Origin of the sequence: Micrococcus sp. KRD012 (assembly GCF_017168555.1) — a bacterium.
Taxonomy (GTDB): Bacteria; Actinomycetota; Actinomycetes; order Actinomycetales; family Micrococcaceae; genus Micrococcus; species Micrococcus luteus.
This window is the reverse complement of sequence record NZ_JABFBB010000003.1, coordinates 1-19,333: the sequence shown is the minus strand read 5'-3', so window position 1 is coordinate 19,333 and position 19,333 is coordinate 1. Positions and strand designations below refer to the sequence as shown.

Below are 19,333 nucleotides of genomic sequence, written 5' to 3'. Positions count from 1 at the left end.
CGCGTGACGTCACAGGGCCCGGATAGGATCGGCCCATGCGCGTTCTCGTGACCGGCGGTGCCGGATACCTCGGATCCCACACCGTGCTCACGCTGCTCGAGGCGGGCCACGACGTCCTCGTCCTGGACAGCCTGGTCACGGCGACGACGACGGCGCTCGAGCGCGTCGCCGAGCTCGCCGGGACGCGTCTGGGCGGGTCGCGGCTGCGCCTGCACGTGGCCGACATCCGCCGCCCCGAGGACTACCGCGGGGCGCTCGCGGACTTCGGCCCGGCCGCACTCGTGCACTTCGCCGGGCTGAAGTCGCCCACCGAGTCGATGACCCGCCCCGCCGCCTACTACGACGTGAACGTGGGCGGCACGGCCGCCGTCGCCGAGGCCGCGCTCGCGGCCGGCGCCCGCACGGTCCTGTTCTCCTCCTCCGCGACCGTGTACGGCGACCGCGCGCCGGTGCCGGTCGCCGAGGACGCCGCCACGGACCCGGTCTCGCCCTACGGGCACTCCAAGCTCATGGCGGAGCAGGTGCTGCGCGACGTCTGCGCCACGGTCGACGGCGGCGGGCTGGCGATGCTGCGCTACTTCAACCCGGTCGGCGCGCATCCCTCCGGGCGGCTGGGCGAGGACCCGAGCGGGGTGCCGGCGAACCTCATGCCCTTCGTGGCGCGGGTGGCCTCCGGCGCGTACCCCGAGCTGCGGGTGTTCGGCGCGGACTTCGACACGCGCGACGGCAGCGCCGTGCGCGACTTCATCCACGTGATGGACCTCGCGGAGGCGCACGTGGCCGGGCTCGACTGGCTCGCGGCCCGGGTGGCGGCCGGGGGCGGTACGACGACCCGGGTCTGGAACATCGGCCGGGGCGAGGGCGTCACCGTGTTCGAGATGGTGCGCGCCTTCGAGGCGGTCACGGGCGGCCGCATCCCCTACCGCGTGGTCGAGCGCCGGCCCGGGGACATCGCCGAGTCGTGCGCCGCCGTGGACGCGATCGGCGCCGAGGTGGGCTGGCACGCCCGACGCGATGTGACCGCGATGGTGCGGGACCTCTGGGCCTGGCAGCAGGCCAACCCCGCGGGGTTCTCGTCCCGGACGGAGTGAGACGGCCCGCCGTGCGCCGAAGTCGGGTCCGGCCCGGTATTCTCGTGCGCATGTGCGGAATCGTCGGATACATCGGCCAGCCCCAGTCAGATCGTGAGCACGGCGCTCTCGACGTCCTGATGGAGGGCCTGCGTCGTCTTGAATACCGCGGATACGACTCCGCCGGTGTGGCCGTGGTGGACGGCGGTCAGCTGTACCACCGGAAGAAGGCGGGCAAGCTCGCCAACCTCGCCGAGGAGCTCGCCGAGCACCCCATCCCCACCGGTCTCGTCGGCATCGGCCACACCCGGTGGGCCACCCACGGCGGCCCCACCGACCGCAACGCCCACCCGCATGTGGCGGACGAGGGCCGCCTGGCGCTCATCCACAACGGCATCATCGAGAACTACGCCGAGCTGCGCGAGGAGCTGCTCGCCAAGGGCGTCGAGTTCCTCTCCGAGACGGACACCGAGGTGGCCGCCCGCCTCCTCGCCGACGTCTACCGGCACGCGGCCGGCCAGGACCTGACCCGCGCCATGCAGCTGGCCTCCCAGCGCCTCGAGGGTGCCTTCACCCTGCTGGCCGTGCACGTGGACCACCCGGACCGCGTGGTGGCCTCGCGCCGCAACTCGCCGCTCGTCGTCGGCCTGGGCGAGGGGGAGAACTTCCTCGGCTCGGACGTCTCCGGCTTCATCGACTTCACCCGCGAGGCCATCGAGCTCGAGCAGGACCAGGTCGTGACGATCACGGCCGACGCCGTCGAGATCTCGGACTTCCGGGGCGGCCCCGCCGACGGCAAGCGCTTCACCGTGGACTGGGACGCCTCGGCCGCGGAGAAGGGCGGCTTCGAGACCTTCATGGAGAAGGAGATCCACGACCAGCCCCAGGCCGTGCAGGACACCCTGCTGGGCCGCACGGACGCCGCCGGCGCCCTGATGCTGGACGAGCTGCGGATCGACCCCGAGGAGCTCAAGGCCGTCGACAAGATCATCGTCCTGGCGTGCGGCACGTCCGCCTACGCGGGCACGGTGGCCAAGTACGCCATCGAGCACTGGTGCCGGATCCCCGTGGAGGTGGAACTCTCCCACGAGTTCCGCTACCGCGACCCGATCATCGACCCGCACACCCTCGTGGTGTCCATCTCCCAGTCCGGCGAGACCATGGACACCCTCATGGCGGTCCGCTACGCCAAGGAGCAGGGCGCCCGCACCGTGTCCATCTGCAACACCAACGGCTCCACGATCCCGCGCGAGTCGGACGCCGTGCTCTACACGCACGCCGGCCCCGAGATCGCCGTCGCCTCCACCAAGGCGTTCCTGGCGCAGATCACCGCCGCCTACCTGCTGGGCCTGTACCTGGCCCAGCTGAACAAGAAGCTGTTCAGCGGCCAGATCAAGGACATCCTGGCGGACCTCGGGGCGATCCCCGGCAAGATCGAGGAGATCCTCGCCGCCAAGGACCAGGTCAAGGAGCTCGCCCGCTCCATGGCCGACGCCACCTCCGTCCTGTTCCTCGGCCGCAACGTCGGCTACCCGGTGGCCATGGAGGGCGCGCTCAAGCTCAAGGAGCTCGCCTACATCCACGCCGAGGGCTTCGCCGCGGGCGAGCTCAAGCACGGCCCGATCGCCCTGATCGACGACGGCCAGCCGGTCTTCGTGGTCATGCCCTCGCCCCTGGACCGTCACTCGCTGCACGCCAAGGTGGTCTCGAACATCCAGGAGGTCCGCGCCCGCGGCGCCCGCACCTTCGCCGTCGCCGAGCGCGGCGACGCGGCCGTGCGCGGCCAGGCCGAGGTCGTCTTCGAGGTCCCCGAGACCCAGCCGATGCTCATGCCGCTGCTGACCACGGTCCCGCTGCAGATCTTCGCCCTCGAGCTCGCCACGGCGAAGGGCTACGACGTGGACCAGCCGCGCAACCTCGCCAAGTCCGTCACGGTGGAGTGATCCGCCGCTGAGGCCACCGAGACCTCTCCTGCCGGGCCCGGCCGCCACACAGCAGCCGGGCCCGCGACGCGTCCGGGACGGTGTCCTCCCGCCCCAGTAGACTCCCCGAGGAGGCCCGCCGCACCCGGCGGGCCGCACGACGAGACCCCGGAGAGTCATGCACACAGTGGAGATCGGCCAGCCGTACCCCCTCGGGGCCACCGTGGACGAGACCGGCACCAACTTCGCCCTCGCGGTCTCCCGCGAGGTGGAGGCGGTCGAGCTGTGCCTCGTCGCCGACGACGGCACGGAGACGCGCATCCCTCTCGAGGAGCGGCACGGCACCACATGGCACGCCCACGTGGCGGGCATCGGCCACGGGCAGCGCTACGGCTACCGCGTGCACGGCCCCTGGGACCCCGCCCGCGGCCTGTGGCACAACCCGGCCAAGATCCTCGTGGACCCGTACGCGCGGGCGTTCACCGGCGACTACGAGTGGGGCCAGCAGCACCACTCGTACGACTTCGACGAGCCGGACCGCATCGACACCTCGGACAACCTGGGCACGAGCATGCTCGGCGTCGTCGTCGCCGAGGACTTCGACTGGGGCGATGACGCCCCACCCGCCGTCGAGCTCACGGACACGGTGATCTACGAGACCCACGTCAAGGGCATGACCAAGCTGCACCCCGCCGTCCCCGAGGAGCTGCGCGGCACCTACGCGGGCATGGCCCACCCGGAGGTGGTCCGCCACCTGACCGAGCTCGGGGTGACCGCCGTCGAGCTGATGCCCGTGCACCAGTTCGTCAACGACGCCACCCTGCAGGAGAAGGGGCTGAGCAACTACTGGGGCTACAACACGCTCGGCTTCTTCGCCCCGCACGCCGCCTACGCCTCCTCCTCGGAGGTGGGCGGCCAGGTCCGCGAGTTCAAGCAGATGGTGAAGGACCTGCACGCCGCTGGTCTCGAGGTGATCCTCGACGTGGTCTACAACCACACGGCCGAGGGCAACGACAAGGGCCCCATGCTCAGCCTGCGCGGGCTGGACAACGCCGGCTACTACCACCTCGTCGAGGGCGACGAGCGGCACTACATGGACTACACGGGCACCGGGAACTCGGTGGACCTCTCCAGCCCCAAGGCCCTCCAGCTGGTCATGGACTCCCTGCGCTACTGGGTCACCGAGATGCACGTGGACGGCTTCCGGTTCGACCTGGCCACCACCCTCACCCGGGTGGAGGGGGAGCAGGGCCCGGACATGTTCTCCGGGTTCTTCGACGTGGTCCGCCAGGACCCGGTGCTGCGCACCGTCAAGCTCATCGCCGAGCCGTGGGACGTGGGCTGGGGCGGCTACCAGGTGGGCAACTTCCCCGGCCTCTGGTCCGAGTGGAACGGCATGTACCGGGACGCGGTACGCGACTTCTGGCGCGGCGAGCCCGGCACCCTCGGCGAGTTCGCCACCCGCCTGACCGGCTCGGCCGACCTCTATGAGGGGGACGGGCGCGGCCCCGGTGCGTCCGTGAACTTCGTCACGGCCCACGACGGCTTCACGCTGCGCGACCTCGTCTCCTACAACGAGAAGCACAACGAGGCCAACGGCGAGGACAACAACGACGGCGAGGCGCACAACCGCTCGTGGAACTGCGGCGTGGAGGGGGAGACCGACGACCCCGAGGTCGTGACGCTCCGCGCCCGCCAGCGCCGCAACTTCCTGGCCACCCTGCTGATCAGCCAGGGCGTGCCCATGATCAGCCACGGCGACGAGCTGGGCCGCACCCAGGGCGGCAACAACAACGTCTACTGCCAGGACAACGAGATCTCGTGGATCGACTGGTCCGCCATGGACGACTCGCTCGTGGCGTTCACCCGCGACCTGATCGCGCTGCGCCGTGACCACGCGGTGTTCCGCCGTCGCCACCACTTCGACGGTCGCCCCGCGGCCCGCGACGTCGAGGCGCCCCTGCCGGACATCGTGTGGCTCGAGCCGGACGCGACCGCCAAGACGGAGGACGACTGGGGCGCCGAGGCCCGGTCGATCGGCTTCTACCTCAACGGGCACATGCTCACCCGCGGGGACGAGGAAGGGGAGGAGCCCTACCGGGACTTCTACGTCCTCATGAACGCGTGGTGGGAGCCCGTGCCGTACACCCTGCCCGGGCCCACGTTCCCGGCGGAGTGGGAGGTCGTCGTGGACACCTCGTCCCACGTCGCCCCGGACGGCACCCGCCCCCGCGTGCGTGCCGGGGACGTGCTTGAGCTCCCGGCCCGCTCCACCGTCGTGCTGCGGCAGGTGCCCGAGGGCGCATGAACGAGCGGGTCGACCGGGGGCGCGTCCGCCGTGGCCTGCCGCGGTGGGCGCGGGCCCTCTGCGCCACCGTGGCCACCCTGGCGGCGCTGGCACTGGCCTTCGGCGCGGGGTGGGCCACGCACGCCGTGACGGACCCGCACCCGGACGACGCACCGCGTGTGGACGCCCTCCTCGTCCTCTACAGCCAGCCCCGCGTCTACGACGCCGCGATCGAGCTCGCCGCGTCCGGCCTCACCGACCGGCTCTTCGTCTCCGCGTACCTGGGGCCGGACGGGCACGAGAAGCTGTGCGGCGGCCCGGAGGAGCGCGACCCGCGGCTGGCCGGCGTCACCGTCGAGTGCTTCGCGCCCGATCCGGTGACCACCCAGGGCGAGGTCATCCACGCGGGCGAACGCATGCGCGAGCTCGGCCTGCACCACCTGGGCGTGCTCACCTTCCACCAGCACGTGGAGCGCGCGCGGCTGCTGGCGGAGCGGTGCTTCACCCCCGAGGAGGGCCGTGTGTCCCTGTACGCGTTCGACGCCGGCTTCGACCGGCTCGGCCGCCTGCAGCACGGCGTCTACGGCGTGCTGGCCTACGGGAAGGCGATGCTCACGCCGGGCTGCGACCAGCAGCTGCCCGGCGTGCTGCAGTGGCCGCTCGACCTGGCCAAGCGACTGCGCGGGCAGCCCGTCGGGGACGAGGCCGGCGCCGTCGTCGTGGGCGCCCGGCGGGCGGGGGCGGCGTGATCGTCGGCGTGGGGGTGGACGTGGTGGACGTCCCGCGGTTCCGGGCGCAGCTCGAGCGCACCCCGGCGCTGCGCGCACGCCTGTTCACCGAGGATGAGCGGGACCTGCCGCTGCGCTCGCTGGCCGCGCGCTTCGCCGCCAAGGAGGCGATCGCCAAGGCCATGGGCGCCCCGCCCGGGATGATGTGGCACCACTGCTGGATCCCGCGCCCGGACCACGGCGACGGCCGCCCCACCGTGCACCTGACCGGCACCGTGCAGGCCCAGGCCGAGGCCCTGGGCATCACCCACTGGCACCTCTCCCTCAGCCATGACGGGGACGTCGCCACCGCCTACGTGGTCGCCGAACGCCGCGCGGCCGAGGAGGAGTCCGCATGACCGCCGATGACCTGACCCGCATCGCCGTGACCGGCTCGGCCGTGCGCACGGCCGAGGAGCCCCTGCTCGCGGCCGGCCGCGGCCCGGAGCTGATGCGCGCCGCCGCCTGGGCCCTGGCCGAGCACGCCGCGGCCCTGCTGCGTGAGCGCGGCCCGGTGGCCGGCACGACGGTGGCCGCCCTCGTCGGCCCCGGCAACAACGGCGGGGACGCGCTGTTCGCCCTCGCGTTCCTGCGCCGTCGGGGCGTGGCCGCGGTCGCCGTGCCCGTCCGCCGGGACGACGACGGCGCCCCGCGCTGGCACGCCGAGGGCTGGGCTGCGCTGCGAGCGGCCGGGGGACGCCGCGCCGACGCGGTGCCGCCCGAGGCCGCGCTCGTGGTGGACGGCGTGCTCGGCACAGGCTTCACCGGCGAGTATGAGCTGCCCGCCGCGGCGCGCGCGCTGCCGGCGGATGCGCTCGTGCTGGCGTGCGACGTGCCCTCCGGTGTGGACGCGGACACCGGCGAGGTGCGGGGGGAGGCCCTCCGCGCGGCCGCGACCGTGACGTTCGGCGCCCTCAAGTCCGGCCTCGTCCTCGGGGAGGGGGCAGGCCGCGCGGGCACCGTGCACGTGGCGGACATCGGGCTGGGACCGCACCTGCCGACGTCGCCGGCCGCGCGGCTGGGCGTGATGGACGAGGCCGCAGCACGGACCGCCCACCTGGCCCCCGCGGCCGAGGCCCACAAGTACACGCGCGGCGTGGTGGCCGTCGTCGCCGGATCGGAGCGCTACCCGGGGGCCGCCGTGCTCGCGAGCGCGGGCGCGCTGCACACGGGCGCGGGCATGGTGCACCACGCCGGCCCGCAGACCACCCGGGACCTGGTGCTCGCCGCCCACCCCGAGGCGCTGGTCTCGGCGGAGGGGCCCGAGCCGTCGCGCGCGGACGCCTGGGTGGCCGGCCCCGGCCTGGACACCGAGCACGACGCGCGGCGGCGCTGGGCCGGCGTCCTCGCCGCGCTCGAGGAGCGGCCGGAGGCGGCCCTGGTCGCCGACGCTTCCGCCCTGGACCTGGTCACCGCCGCCGAGCTGCGGTCGCTGCGCGCGGCCGGCACGCCCGTGGTCCTGACGCCGCACGCCGGGGAGTGGTCCCGCCTGCGCGAGCGCGTCCCCGCGGACGGTGCCGACGCCGCCGACCCGCTCGCCGCGCTGCGGGCGTGGACGTCCGAACACGGCGCCACGGTCCTGTTCAAGGGCCCGCGCACCCTCGTGGTCGCCCCGGACGGCGAGGCGTGGGTCGTGACCGGCGGCGGGCCCGACCTCGCGATGGGCGGCACCGGCGACGTGCTCTCCGGGGCGATCGGCGCCGTCCTGGCCGCGGACGTGGCGCGGCGCTCGCGGGCGCGCCGGGCCGGGGAGGATCCGGGCCCGGCGCCCACGGCCCGGCTCGCGGCCGCCGCCGCCTGGCTGCATGCCCGGGCCGGGGCCGACCAGGCCCGCGCCGGGCGGATCACCACGGCCACGCTGCCGGCCGCGCTGGGCGCGCGCGTCGCGCGCCTGTGGTGGCCGGACGACGCCGAGCCGGAGGCCGTCCGATGAGCCGCGCCGACGTGGCCCCGGCGGACACCGAGCGCGCCGTACGCATCGACCTGGCGGCCGTCCGGCACAACGTGGGCGTGCTGCAGGAGCGGATCCGCCGCCCCGACGGCAGCCGGCCGCTGCTGACCGCCGTCGTCAAGGCCGACGCCTACGGCCACGGCGCGGTGGCCGTCGCCCGCGCCGCCGCGGCCGCCGGCGCGGACCGGCTCGGCGTGGCCCACGTGCGCGAGGCCCTGGCCCTGCGCGCGGCGGGGGTGCGCCTGCCCGTGCTCGCGTGGCTGCACACCGGGGCCACGGACTTCGCCGCCGCGGTGGAGGCGGAGGTGACCCTCGGCGTCTCGGGCTGGGACCTCGACGCCGTCGCCGACGCCGTCCGCGGGCTGCGGGCCCGCGGCGGGGCCGGACCCGAGGCCCGTGCGGTCCTGCACCTGAAGGCGGACACCGGCCTGGGCCGCCACGGCTGCACGCCCGAGCGGTGGCCCGCCTTCGTCGCGCGTGCCGCCGAGCTCGAGGCCGCGGGCCTCGCGCGGGTGGAGGGCGTGTTCTCCCACCTCGGCGTGGCGGACGAGCCGGACCGGGCCGCCGAGACCACGGCGCAGCTGCTGCGGTTCGAACGGATGGCCGCCGAGGCCGCCGAGACGCTCGGCCACCCACTGCTGCGGCACCTGGCCAACACGCCGGCCACCCTCGCCCGGCCGGACACGCACCTGGACATGGTGCGCGTCGGCCTGGGCCTGTACGGGCTCTCCCCGTTCGCGGACGTCACCGCCGCCGAGCTCGGGCTGCGCCCGGCCATGTCCCTCGTCACCGTCCTGGCCAACGTCAAGGCCGTCCCCGCCGGGCAGGGCGTGTCCTACGGGTTCCGCCACGTCACGGCGGAGCCCACCACGCTCGGGCTCGTGCCCGTCGGCTACGCCGACGGCGTCCCGCGCGTCGTCGAGGGCACGCGCGTCCACGTCGGCGGCCGGGCCGTCCCCGTGGTGGGCCGCATCGCGATGGACCAGTTCGTGGTGGACCTCGGCCCGGACGCCGCGGACGCGCCCGGCGACGCCGTCGAGCTGTTCGGACCGGCCTCCGGCATTCCGGTGGAGGAGTGGGCCGCGGCCGCCGGGACGATCAACTACGAGCTGGTGACCCGCATCGGGGGCCGCGTGGACCGGCAGCACGTGGACCCCACGCCGACCCAGGAGGCCCGCCCATGAGCGACCACGCGATCCCCGCCCCGGGCGCGACCCTGCCCGAGCCCGTGCTGACGGCGACGGTCCCGCTCGAGGGCGCCGACGGCACCCGGGCGTTCGGCCGCGCCCTCGCCGGGGTGCTCCGCGCCGGCGACGTGCTGATCCTCACGGGCGACCTCGGCGCGGGCAAGACGACCTTCACCCAGGGGCTGGCCAGCGGATTCGGCGTGGCCTCCGGCGTGGTCTCGCCGACGTTCGTCCTCTCCCGCGTCCACCCCGCCCCGGCCGACGCCCCGGCGGGCACCCCGGACCTCGTGCACGTGGACGCGTACCGGCTGCGCTCGGCGGGGGAGCTCACGGACCTCGACCTCGACGCGAGCGTGGACCGCTCCGTGACCGTCGTCGAGTGGGGCCGGGGCATGGCCGAGTCCCTCGCCGGGTTCCCCGAGGACCCGGACGCCTCGTGGCTGGACATCGAGATCGTCCGGGCCCGCGGGGGTGAGGACGCCCCCGCGGCCCCGGCGGGGGAGGGCGAGGACGGCATCGTCACCGACTTCTCCGACGAGGACGGGGGCCAGGCCGAGGAGCTGCGTTCGGCCGTCGTGACCGGCCGCGGCCCGCGCTGGGTCGGCGTCGTGCTTCCGTAGACTGGCGGCCATGGCCCTGCTCCTCGCGATCGACTCCTCCGCCGCCGCCTCCGTCGCCGTCGTGCGGGACGGTGAGGAGCTCGCGCACTGGGCCACGGACGACACCCACGCCCACGCCGAGGTGCTCGCCCCCGCGGTGCAGACCGTGCTCGGCGAGGCCGGCGTCACCGGCACCGCGCTGGACGCGCTCGCGGTCGGCGTCGGCCCCGGACCCTTCACGGGGCTGCGCGCGGGTCTGGCGACCGCGGCCGCCCTCGGCCTGGCGTGGGACGTGCCCGTGCACGGGGTCCGCAGCCTCGACGCGCTCGCCCACGCGGCCGGCGTCGACGCCTTCCGCCACGGGATCGAGGAGTTCGTGGTCGCCACGGACGCCCGCCGCCGCGAGGTCTACTGGGCCCACTACGCGCAGGTCGGCGGGCAGCCGACGCTGCTGCACGGCCCCTTCGTCTCGCCGGCGGACGAGGTCACCCCGCTGCCCGTCTACGGCGCGGGGGCCGGGCTCTACCCCGAGGCGCTGCGCGCGGTGCCGGACTGGGAGTCGGCCACGCCGTCCGCCGTCGGGGTGGGGCAGGTGGCCGAGCTCGCCCTGCGGCGCGGCCGCGGCCTCGTGCCCGCCGAGCCGCTCTACCTGCGCGAGTCCGACGCCAAGGTCCCCGGCCCCCGCAAGCGGGCGGGCGCGTGAGCCCGGCCGAGCCGGCCCCGTCCGGTGACGGGAGCCCCGCCGAGGACGCGCACGGGCTGCCGCCCGGATACCTGCTGCGCCCCATGACCCTGTGGGACATCCCCGAGGTGCTCGCCCACGAGGCCACCCTCTTCCCGCTCGACGCCTGGCCCGCGCACTTCTACGAGGAGGAGCTCGCCCAGACCGGCCCCGCCGGCGGACGGGACGTGCACGGCCGTCCGCCCACCCGGGACTACCGCGTGGTCGTCCGCGACGTGCCCGCGCCCGGCTCCGCGGACGACGACGGCCCCGCCCCCGGCGCGATCGTCGGCTACGGCGGGATCATGGTGGTCGGCGACGTCGCCGACGTGCAGACCGTGGGCACGGTCGCGGCGGCGCAGGGGCGGGGGATCGGGGCGGCCCAGCTGCGCTGGATGGCCGCGGAGGCCACGGCGCGCGGTGCGAGCGCCCTCATGCTCGAGGTCCGGGCCTCCAACGCCGTCGCCCGGCGACTCTACGCGCGCCACGGATTCGAGGAGCTGCACGTGCGTCGCCGCTACTACCCGGGCGGCGAGGACGCCGTGATCATGCGCAAGACCCTGTGACCGGGCCGCTCACTAGACTGGAGCCCATGCCCACCGCCACCGCAGCCCCCCTCGTGCTCGGCATCGAGTCCTCCTGCGACGAGACCGGCGTCGGCGTCGTCCGCGGCACCGCCCTGCTGGCCCACGAGGTCGCTTCCTCCGTCGAGGAGCACGTGCGCTTCGGCGGCGTGATCCCGGAGATCGCCGCCCGCGCCCACCTCGAGGCCCTCGTGCCCACGATCCGCCGCGCCCTGGACACCGCCGACGTCACCCTCGCGGACCTCGACGCGATCGCCGTCACCTCCGGCCCGGGTCTGGCGGGCGCGCTCATGGTGGGGGTCGCGGGGGCGAAGGCGCTGGCCACGGCCCTCGGCACGCCCCTCTACGGCATCAACCACCTCGTGGCGCACGTGGGCGTCGGCATGCTGGACGGCGTGCGGCCCGCGCAGTGGGACGACCTGCCCGCGGACCTGGGCGCGCTGCTCGTCTCCGGCGGGCACACCGAGATCCTGCGCGTGGGCCGGATCAGCTCCGAGGTCGAGCTGCTGGGCTCGACCATCGACGACGCGGCCGGCGAGGCGTACGACAAGGTCGCCCGGCTCATCGGGGCGGGCTACCCCGGGGGCCCCGTGATCGACCGGCTCGCCGCCCAGGGCGACCCGACGGCCTTCCGCTTCCCTCGCGGGCTCACCGCGGGCAAGTTCGTCGGCAGCGCCGAGGAGCCCGGCCCTCACCGACACGACTGGTCCTTCTCCGGGCTGAAGACCGCCGTCTCCCGCGCCGTGGAGCAGTTCGAGGCCCGCGGCCTCGAGGTGCCGCGCGCGGACATCGCCGCCTCCTTCCAGGAGGCCGTCGCGGACGTGATCACCGCCAAGGCCGTCCGCGCCTGCCGCGAGCACGGGCTCACCCACCTGATGCTCGGCGGCGGCGTCGCGGCGAACTCGCGCCTGCGCGCCCTGCTCGCCGACCGGTGCCGCTCCGCCGGCATCGAGCTGACCGTCCCGCCCGTGAACCTGTGCACCGACAACGGGGCGATGGTCGCCGCGCTCGGCGCACGCCTGGTGCGCGACGGCGTCGCCCCCTCCGACGCGTGGTTCGGCGCGGACCCGGGGCAGCCGGTCGAGGTCGTCAGCGTCTGAGCGCGCCCGGCCTCTTGCCGTCGAATCAGGGGCTCCGTAGACAGGGCCCATGACCGGTCACGAACACCTCCGCCCCGAGTCCACCTCCGCCGCCGTGGACGAGCAGATGCTGGAGGACTTCCTCAATCAGCACCTGCTCGGCTCCCGCTCCGGTGTGAAGGCGTTCCGCGCCGCCGAGCAGACCTGGGCCGGCACCTCGCAGGAGGCCGCGCTGCGCCGCCTCGGCGACGCCGTCCAGGACGACCAGGACCGCCTGGAGGCGCTCATCGGCGAACTGGGTCTCCGCACCCCGCTGGTGGACCGGGCCGCCGGCGCGGCGGCCGAGGTCGGCGGACGCCTCAACCCCGTGAACGCGCTGCGCACGCGCGGCTCCGGCTGGACGCAGATCGAACTGGACCTGCTGCAGGGCATGCTCCAGGCCAAGTCCGCGATGTGGCACGTCCTCGAACAGCTCGCGCCGCAGCTGCCGGCGGTCGACGCCGCCGAGATGCACGCCCTGCGCCAGAGGGCCGCCGACCAGCAGCGCGAGATCCAGCGCATCACCTCCGCCACCCTCGAGGGACGGTTCCTCAACGGCTGAGGCCCGGGCTACTCCTCGCCCGTCTGATGCTCCCCGGACCGGCCACCGTGCACCTCGGCAGGCAGCTCGTCCACCGGGGCGACGACGACGTCCTGCAGCTTCCAGTCCAGGGCGGCGATCGCGTCCCGCAGCGCGCAGCAGCGGCCCACCGTCACGTCCGCCCCCTCGTGCGGCACCACGAACATCTCCACGTGGAACACGTGGCCCTCATCCCGGACGCGGGCGCCCGCATGGCGCACCCACGGCTCCGCCCAGGCGACCCGCTCAGCACGGTCGATGAGCGGGTGCGGCCGGGCGCCGTCGATCGTGGCGGCGCGGCGATCCGCCAGGTTCGTGACGGCCTCCTTGAGGTTCTTCCAGCCGTCCAGCACGATGCTCACGCCCACGAAGATCGCCGCAGCGGAGTCCGCCCACCACCAGCCCAGGCCGATGCCGGCCACGCCGACGATGGTGGCCACGCCCGTCTGCCAGTCCGCCTTGTTCATGTCCGCGTCCGCGTACAGCACGCGGTCGTGGAGCTGCTCGGCCAGTTTGAGCTTCTTGTGGCCGAGGATCATGGGCCCGGGCACGGACAGGGCCATCACGGCCATCATGAACCAGCCCTGCCACACGGTGTGCCCGAACAGGTCGAACGTGCCGATGGGTGGGTGCTCCGCCGTCACCAGGCCCAGGATGGAGTCGCCGACGAGGACCACGCCCATCACGGACAGGGCGACGGCGGCCACGAGGTGTCCCACCCCGACGGACCGGTGAGAGCCGTAGGGCCGGGCCCGCGTCGGGGCCATGCGGGCCACGCGCAGGGCGATGAGGAACGCGATCGGCGGGATCAGGGACAGCAGGTCCTCGATCCACGCGGCCCGCATGGCCTGCGAGGAGCCCATCACGATCGCCACGAGGACGATCGTGACCACGATCACCCCCAGCGTCACCCATTCGAGCCGCTTGGCCTGCTGGACCACGCGCTCGATCTCCGGGGGCAGCTCCGTGGCGCCGAACCGGCGCCCGCTCGGCCCCGTCTCCCGGGTGTCCTGCCGCGTCATCGGGCCTCCTCCGCTGCGCGCTGGTCGAAGTACGCCTCGAGTGCCGTGAGCATCTGATTCTCACCCAGGGGCACGGCCATCACGAGCTTCACCGGCTCGCCGTCCGGGCCCTCCGCCTCGGCGTAGTCGCGGGTGATGCTCGCGTGCGACGTCCACGGGGACGCCGAGGTCAGGCCACCGGCCACCAGGTCCATGTCACCCTTCTCCAGCGCGGTCATGAGCGCCTCCTCCCCGGCCACGGTCCACTCGACGCGTGCGTCGTGCGCCGCCGCGAAGCCGCGGATCAGGTCGGGCTCGGGGCCGACGGGCTCGGCGCCCGAGGCGTCCACGTGGGGCGGGTGGTGCACGACGCCGGCGCGCAGCACCCCGCCCGTGACGCGGTCCAGGGTGCCGTCCGGGTCGGCGGGGTAGCCGGAGGAGGTGCAGGCGGTGAACCCGAGGGCGGCGCCCCCGAGCAGGCCCGCCAGGGCGGCCCGGCGGGTGATGGTCATCGTCCTCATTCCGTGGGCGAGTGCGAGCGGTGCCCGGCGTTGCCGAGGCCTTCGGCGCCGTCGAGATGGTCGAGCACGAGGCGGACCGCCTCCCGGGCGTCGGTGGTCTCGGACCAACCGGTCGCGGCGCGCAGGGCCGTGGTGTCCATGATGGGCACCGCTGCGGCCATGTCCACCCACCCCGGGTCGGTGGGCTGCAGCCGTGCCCGGTAGCTCAGCGCCGCGGCCGCGCGGAACAGGCCCACGGGCAGCTCCAGGATGCGGCGCGCCCCGAGGACGGTGCCCATGGTGTGCGCGTCCAGCACGGGGTCGGCGGCCACATTGAAGGCGCCGCCTGCCCGGTGGACGATCACGCGCCAGTACGCGTCCGCCACGTCCTGGGCCGTGAGCGCCTGGAATCGCAGGCCCCGCGGGAACGGAAGCACCGGAGTGCGCAGGCGGGCGACCAGCCGGGCGGGGACGAGGTCGCCCAGGAAGTAGTCCTTGATCTCGGGCCCGGCGGCGGACTGGAAGATCAGCCCGGGGCGCAGCCGGGTCACGAGCAGCTCAGGGTGCTCGGCCTGCACGCGGTCGAGGATCGACTCGACCTCGGCCTTCTGCGCGGCGTAGTGCGAGGTGGGGACCCCGGTGGTGGGATGGGACTCGGGCACGGCGCGGCCCTTCGGCCCGGGCCCGTACGCGCCCACCGAGGACGCGTAGACCAGGTGGGGCACGCCCGCCTCGACCACGGCCCGGAACACCCGCTCGTTGCCGGCCACGTTGACGGCGCGCAGGTGGTCGCGGTCGCGGTTGGGGCGGATCACCCACACCAGGTCGACAACGGCGTCGGCGCCGGCCACGATCTCGCGCAGCCGCCCCGCCGCCGTGGGCTCCGCCACGTCCAGGCGGTGCCACTCGACGCCGTCGTAGGGCGCTCCGGCCCGGTCCGGGCCGCGCCGGCTCACGCCCACGATCGAGCTCACCTCGGCCGCGGCCTGGAGGCGGTGCAGGACAGCGGTGCCGACGTTGCCCGTCGCGCCCAGGACGACGATCCTCACGGCTTCAGGACCACCTTGATGCAGCCGTCCTCCTTCTTCTGGAACGTCTCATAGAGGGCGGGCGCGTCCTCGAGCGGGGCGGTGTGCGTGGCCAGGTCGAGCACGCCGAGGGGATCGGACGGGTCGTCGAGCAGGGGCAGCAGGTCGTCCACCCAGCGACGGACGTTGCACTGGCCCATCGTCAGGGTGACCTGCTTGTCGAACAGAGTGAGCATCGGCATCGGGTCCTTCATGCCGCCGTAGACCCCGGAGAGCGACACCGTGCCGCCGCGCCGGACCGCGTCGATCGCGGTGTGGAGGGCGCTCAGGCGGTCGACGCCGGCGGTCTTCATGGCCGCCCGGCCGAGCGCGTCGGGCAGCAGGCCCACGGCGGTGTGGGCCGCATGCCCCGCCGGGGAGGCGTGCGCCTCCATGCCGACCGCGTCCAGGACCGCGTCGGGGCCGCGGCCGCCGGTGCGCTCGCGGAGCACCTCGGCCTCGCCGCCGTCGGCGTCCAGGACCTCGATGCCGTGTCGGGCCGCCATCGCGCGGCGCTCGGGGACCGGGTCGACACCGATCACCCGGTACCCCAGGTGCACGCCGATGCGCGCCGCCAGCTGACCGATGGGGCCGAGGCCGAGCACCGCGAGCGTGCCGCCGTCGGGGACGTTCGCGTACTGGACCCCCTGCCAGGCGGTGGGGACGACGTCCGAGAGGAACAGCCACTGCTCATCCGGGCCGGTGTGCGGCACCTTCACGGGGCCGTAGTCCGCATGGGGCACGCGCAGCAGCTCGGCCTGCCCGCCCGGGACGGAGCCGTAGAGCCGAGAGTAGCCGAAGAGCGCGGCGCCGGAGCCCTGCTCCCGCACCTGGGTGGTCTCGCACTGGGACTGCAGCCCGCGCTCACACATCCAGCACCGACCGCAGGAGATGGTGAAGGGCACGACCACCCGGTCACCGGGCCGGATGTGGGTGACCTCGGACCCGACCTCGCGGACGATGCCCATCGGCTCGTGACCGATCACGTCCCCCGCGTCCATGAACGGCCCCAGGACCTCGTACAGATGCAGGTCCGACCCGCAGATGCCGGTCGAAGTGACCTCGATGATCGCGTCCGTCGGCTCCTGGATCCGCGGATCCGGGACGTCCTCGACGGCGACGTTGCGCTTTCCCTGCCATGTGAGTGCTCGCATGGTGCGACCGTAGACGCGCCGGACGGGCCGGGGGAAGCATGGAGACGCGGCAGGGCCGCCACCTCGCCGGGGGAGCGGCCGCTCAGCCGGTGCGGCCGTCCAGCGACGCGCGGGTGCGGGCGGCGGCGTCCAGCACGACCGCGCGCAACGGGGCCACCGCGTCATCCGTGTCCTCACCCGCGGCCGGCGGGCCGGCCAGGGCCTGTGCCTCCACGCGACGCTGACGCGCGGCGCCACCGTCGTCGATCATCGCCTGGACGCCGGCGAGCTCCGCCGCGCAGCCCAGCCGCTCGGCGACCGGGGTCAGTCGCTCGATCTCCGCCGGCAGGTGCTCCGCCAGCGGGACCTGGGTGCCCCGGGCGTCCACGATCACGGTGGCGTCCATGCCGTACCGGGCGGCGCGCCACTTGTTCTCCTGCACGTGCCACGGCGGCAGGACCTCGACCGTCTCACCGCGCTCCAGGCTCGCGGACAGGTCATCCACGAGGCACTGCGTGTAGGCGGTCACGGCGGCGATCTCCTCGAGCGTGGCCAGGCCGTCGCACGCGCGCATCTCCACCGTGCCCAGGCGGGGCACGGCCCGCACGTCCCAGCGGCACTCGGTGACGTCCGCGATCATGCCCACCTGCTCCATCTGGGCCACGCAGCGCTCGAAGCCCTCCCACTCCTGGAACTGGAACGGCAGGCCGGCCGTGGGCAGCTGCTGGAACAGGAGGGTGCGCTGGGACTGGTAGCCCGTGTCCGTGCCCGCCCAGAAGGGGGACGAGGCCGAGAGTGCGAGCAGGTGCGGCACGCGGTTGACCAGGCCGTTCACCACCGGCATGGCCTTGGAGACGTCGTCCAGGCCCACGTGCACGTGCACGCCGAAGATCAGCAGCTGCCGACCCCAGTACTGGGTGAGATCCAGCATGCGGTCGTAGCGCTCACTGGGCGTCGAGGGCTGCGCGATCGCGTCCGCGAACGGGTGCGTGCCCTGGCAGAACAGGGAGATGCCCCGCGCAGCCGCGGCGTCCGCCACACGCGCGGCGATCCGGCCGAGGTCCGCCGTCGCGGCGTCCACGCGCTCGTGCACGCCCGTGACGAGCTCCACCGTGTTCTGCAGCAGCTCGCTGGTCATGTGCGGGTTCACGTCGTCCTCGGCGAGGCCCTCGGTCGCATGCAGGGTGCGCAGCAGGTCCGGGGCCTCGGAGCGCAGCTCGCCGGACACGGCATCCACGAGCGCGAGCTCCCACTCGATTCCGAGAGTGGACTGCGCGGAGTCGGCGAAGGGCAGAGTCATGCCGCCCATCCTAGAAGCCCCGGCCCGGTCTGTGCCCGGTGTCCACGCTCCGGACCTAGGGTGTGGGGCATGGCCCGTCCCCGCCCCGCCTCCCGCTCGCCGCGCCCCACGGCCGCCGCCTCGGAGGCGGACGACACCGCCCTGGCCCCCGTCCTCGAGCCGGAGGGCCGCGCACTGCTCGACTCCCTCGCCGGGTACCGCGAGGCCGACGCGCTCGCGGTCTCCTCCCGCCTGCGCGCCGCGGGGCACCCGCCCGAGCGCGTGGCCGCCGCGCTGACCCAGGCCGCGCTGCGGTCCCGGGCGGAGGCCCGCCTCGGGCCGGAGGCGCGCCGGATGCTGTTCACGCGCGACGGCCTGGAGCAGGCCACCCGCCCGCTGGTCGCGGGCCTGCATGCGGACCGGCTGGCGGCCGCGGGGGCCCGGCGCGTCGCCGACCTCGGCTGCGGTCTCGGCCTGGACGCGCGCGCCTTCGCCGACCGGGGCCTGGACGTCGTGGCGGTGGAGCGGGACGCCGTCGTCGCCGCGGCCGCCGAGGTGAACCTCGCCGGCCACCGCGGTGCGCGTGTGGTGCACGGCGACGCCGTGGCCTGGGCCCGCGCCCACGTGCCCGCCGAGGCGGACGCGGTGTGGCTGGACCCCGCCCGCCGTCAGGTCGGCGGGGGCGGGTCCGCGCGCGTGTTCGACCCCGAGGCGTTCTCCCCGCCCCTGAGCGTCGTGACGGACATCGCCGCGACGGGCGTGCCGGTCGGGGTCAAGCTCGGCCCGGGGCTTCCGCACGAGGCCGTGCCGGAGGGCGCCGAGGCCGAGTGGGTGAGCGTCGACGGCGACGTCGTGGAGGCCGCCCTGTGGTTCAACGCGGCGGCCCGCCCCGGGGTGCGGCGGGCGGCGCGCGTCATGACCGTCCATGGCGGGAAGACGACGACGGCGCAGCTCGTCTCCGGCGCGGACTTCGGCGACTCGCCCGAGGTCGAGGCCGTGGGGGAGGAGGGCATGGCGGGGCTCGTCGGCGCGGTCCTGCACGAGCCGGACGGCGCGGTCATCCGGGCCGGACTCGTGACGGACCTGGCCGCGTCCTGGCCCGTGCCGACGCGGCAGCTGGACCCCCACCTGGCCTACCTCGTCGCGCCCGAGCCGGTGCGGGACGGCCTGGCCCGCGCCCATCGGATCGAGGCGGTGCACGGCTTCCACCTGGCCTCCCTGCGGCGCTGGGCGAAGGAGACCGGGGTGGGCCGGCTGGACGTGAAGAAGCGGGGCATCCGCGAGACGCCCGAGGAGGTGCGTCGCGCCGTCCTCGGCGGGGCGAAGCCGGGCCGGCGTGGCGGGGCCGGACGGCACGCCACCCTCGTGCTGGCGCGCGTGGGTCGGTCGCGCTTCGCCCTCGAGGTGACGCCGTTGGACTGACGGGGCTCGAGGCCGCGGGCCCCGGGCGGCGGGAGCCGTCGAATCCCCGTTGGGGGATTACGGCACCCTCGTGTACGGTATTCGACTGAGGCAAGGCTCACCTCCACGGGAGCGCGCCCACCACCCCGACAGCTCATCCCGGGGC

General features: G+C 74.8%; 18 protein-coding genes. 13 read left to right on the top strand and 5 right to left on the bottom strand.

Annotation, left to right across the window (positions count from 1 at the left end; genetic code table 11):
- The first annotated feature begins 35 nt into the window (after window positions 1-35).
- The 12 genes from galE (at window position 36) to J1M37_RS00320 (ending at window position 12,768) form a co-directional block, all read left to right on the top strand.
- A complete protein-coding gene (gene galE, locus J1M37_RS00375; RefSeq protein WP_073116798.1) occupies window positions 36-1,091 on the top strand; it encodes a UDP-glucose 4-epimerase GalE in 1,056 nt (351 codons plus the stop codon).
- Between the two features lie 50 nt (window positions 1,092-1,141).
- Window positions 1,142-3,013, top strand: a complete 1,872-nt coding sequence (gene glmS, locus J1M37_RS00370) for a glutamine--fructose-6-phosphate transaminase (isomerizing) (protein WP_206451950.1) — start codon at window positions 1,142-1,144, stop codon at window positions 3,011-3,013.
- A 157-nt stretch (window positions 3,014-3,170) separates the two neighbouring features.
- A complete protein-coding gene (glgX, locus tag J1M37_RS00365; RefSeq protein ID WP_036315853.1) occupies window positions 3,171-5,300 on the top strand; it encodes a glycogen debranching protein GlgX in 2,130 nt (709 codons plus the stop codon).
- The gene (locus J1M37_RS00360; RefSeq protein ID WP_041103288.1) at window positions 5,297-6,028 is read left to right on the top strand and encodes a hypothetical protein; all 732 of its coding nucleotides are present in this window, start codon (window positions 5,297-5,299) and stop codon (window positions 6,026-6,028) included. Before glgX ends, J1M37_RS00360 begins: the two co-directional genes overlap by 4 nt.
- Window positions 6,025-6,405: a holo-ACP synthase gene (locus tag J1M37_RS00355; protein WP_010080417.1), complete on the top strand. Its 381-nt coding sequence runs from the start codon at window positions 6,025-6,027 to the stop codon at window positions 6,403-6,405. The genes J1M37_RS00360 and J1M37_RS00355 overlap by 4 nt, the downstream gene beginning before the upstream one ends.
- On the top strand, window positions 6,402-7,979 hold the full coding sequence (locus J1M37_RS00350) for an NAD(P)H-hydrate dehydratase (RefSeq protein WP_144825907.1): 1,578 nt from the start codon (window positions 6,402-6,404) through the stop codon (window positions 7,977-7,979). Before J1M37_RS00355 ends, J1M37_RS00350 begins: the two co-directional genes overlap by 4 nt.
- A complete protein-coding gene (gene alr / locus J1M37_RS00345; protein WP_206451949.1) occupies window positions 7,976-9,181 on the top strand; it encodes an alanine racemase in 1,206 nt (401 codons plus the stop codon). The genes J1M37_RS00350 and alr overlap by 4 nt, the downstream gene beginning before the upstream one ends.
- A complete protein-coding gene (gene tsaE, locus J1M37_RS00340) occupies window positions 9,178-9,804 on the top strand; it encodes a tRNA (adenosine(37)-N6)-threonylcarbamoyltransferase complex ATPase subunit type 1 TsaE (protein ID WP_122054536.1) in 627 nt (208 codons plus the stop codon). Before alr ends, tsaE begins: the two co-directional genes overlap by 4 nt.
- 10 nt (window positions 9,805-9,814) lie before the next feature.
- On the top strand, window positions 9,815-10,486 hold the full coding sequence (gene tsaB / locus J1M37_RS00335; RefSeq protein WP_159833405.1) for a tRNA (adenosine(37)-N6)-threonylcarbamoyltransferase complex dimerization subunit type 1 TsaB: 672 nt from the start codon (window positions 9,815-9,817) through the stop codon (window positions 10,484-10,486).
- Window positions 10,483-11,070 (top strand): GNAT family N-acetyltransferase, encoded by a 588-nt coding sequence (locus tag J1M37_RS00330; RefSeq protein WP_206451948.1) that lies wholly within the window; start codon window positions 10,483-10,485, stop codon window positions 11,068-11,070. Before tsaB ends, J1M37_RS00330 begins: the two co-directional genes overlap by 4 nt.
- 26 nt (window positions 11,071-11,096) lie before the next feature.
- On the top strand, window positions 11,097-12,188 hold the full coding sequence (gene tsaD, locus J1M37_RS00325) for a tRNA (adenosine(37)-N6)-threonylcarbamoyltransferase complex transferase subunit TsaD (RefSeq protein ID WP_049160281.1): 1,092 nt from the start codon (window positions 11,097-11,099) through the stop codon (window positions 12,186-12,188).
- A 49-nt stretch (window positions 12,189-12,237) separates the two neighbouring features.
- Window positions 12,238-12,768 (top strand): hypothetical protein, encoded by a 531-nt coding sequence (locus J1M37_RS00320; RefSeq protein ID WP_206451947.1) that lies wholly within the window; start codon window positions 12,238-12,240, stop codon window positions 12,766-12,768.
- Between the two features lie 8 nt (window positions 12,769-12,776).
- Here J1M37_RS00320 and J1M37_RS00315 read toward each other — a convergent pair whose 3' ends face one another.
- From J1M37_RS00315 to J1M37_RS00295, 5 genes are all read right to left on the bottom strand, one after another.
- Window positions 12,777-13,808, bottom strand: a complete 1,032-nt coding sequence (locus J1M37_RS00315) for a cation diffusion facilitator family transporter (RefSeq protein ID WP_206451946.1) — start codon at window positions 13,806-13,808, stop codon at window positions 12,777-12,779.
- Window positions 13,805-14,299 (bottom strand): hypothetical protein, encoded by a 495-nt coding sequence (locus J1M37_RS00310; protein ID WP_061867101.1) that lies wholly within the window; start codon window positions 14,297-14,299, stop codon window positions 13,805-13,807. Before J1M37_RS00310 ends, J1M37_RS00315 begins: the two co-directional genes overlap by 4 nt.
- Window positions 14,300-14,304: 5 nt before the next feature.
- Entirely contained in the window at window positions 14,305-15,336 is a 1,032-nt protein-coding gene (locus J1M37_RS00305) for an NAD-dependent epimerase/dehydratase family protein (protein WP_206451945.1), read from the bottom strand.
- Window positions 15,333-16,508, bottom strand: a complete 1,176-nt coding sequence (locus J1M37_RS00300; RefSeq protein WP_206451387.1) for a zinc-dependent alcohol dehydrogenase — start codon at window positions 16,506-16,508, stop codon at window positions 15,333-15,335. Before J1M37_RS00300 ends, J1M37_RS00305 begins: the two co-directional genes overlap by 4 nt.
- Before the next feature lie 82 nt (window positions 16,509-16,590).
- Window positions 16,591-17,787, bottom strand: coding sequence for a glutamate--cysteine ligase (locus J1M37_RS00295; RefSeq protein WP_044659442.1), 1,197 nt, complete (start codon window positions 17,785-17,787; stop codon window positions 16,591-16,593).
- Window positions 17,788-17,856: 69 nt separating this feature from the next.
- Here J1M37_RS00295 and J1M37_RS00290 point away from each other — a divergent pair, with 69 nt between their 5' ends.
- Window positions 17,857-19,188 carry a class I SAM-dependent methyltransferase gene (locus tag J1M37_RS00290; protein WP_206451944.1) on the top strand — a complete coding sequence of 444 codons (1,332 nt, stop codon included), beginning with the start codon at window positions 17,857-17,859 and terminating at the stop codon, window positions 19,186-19,188.
- The last annotated feature ends 145 nt before the right edge of the window (window positions 19,189-19,333 follow it).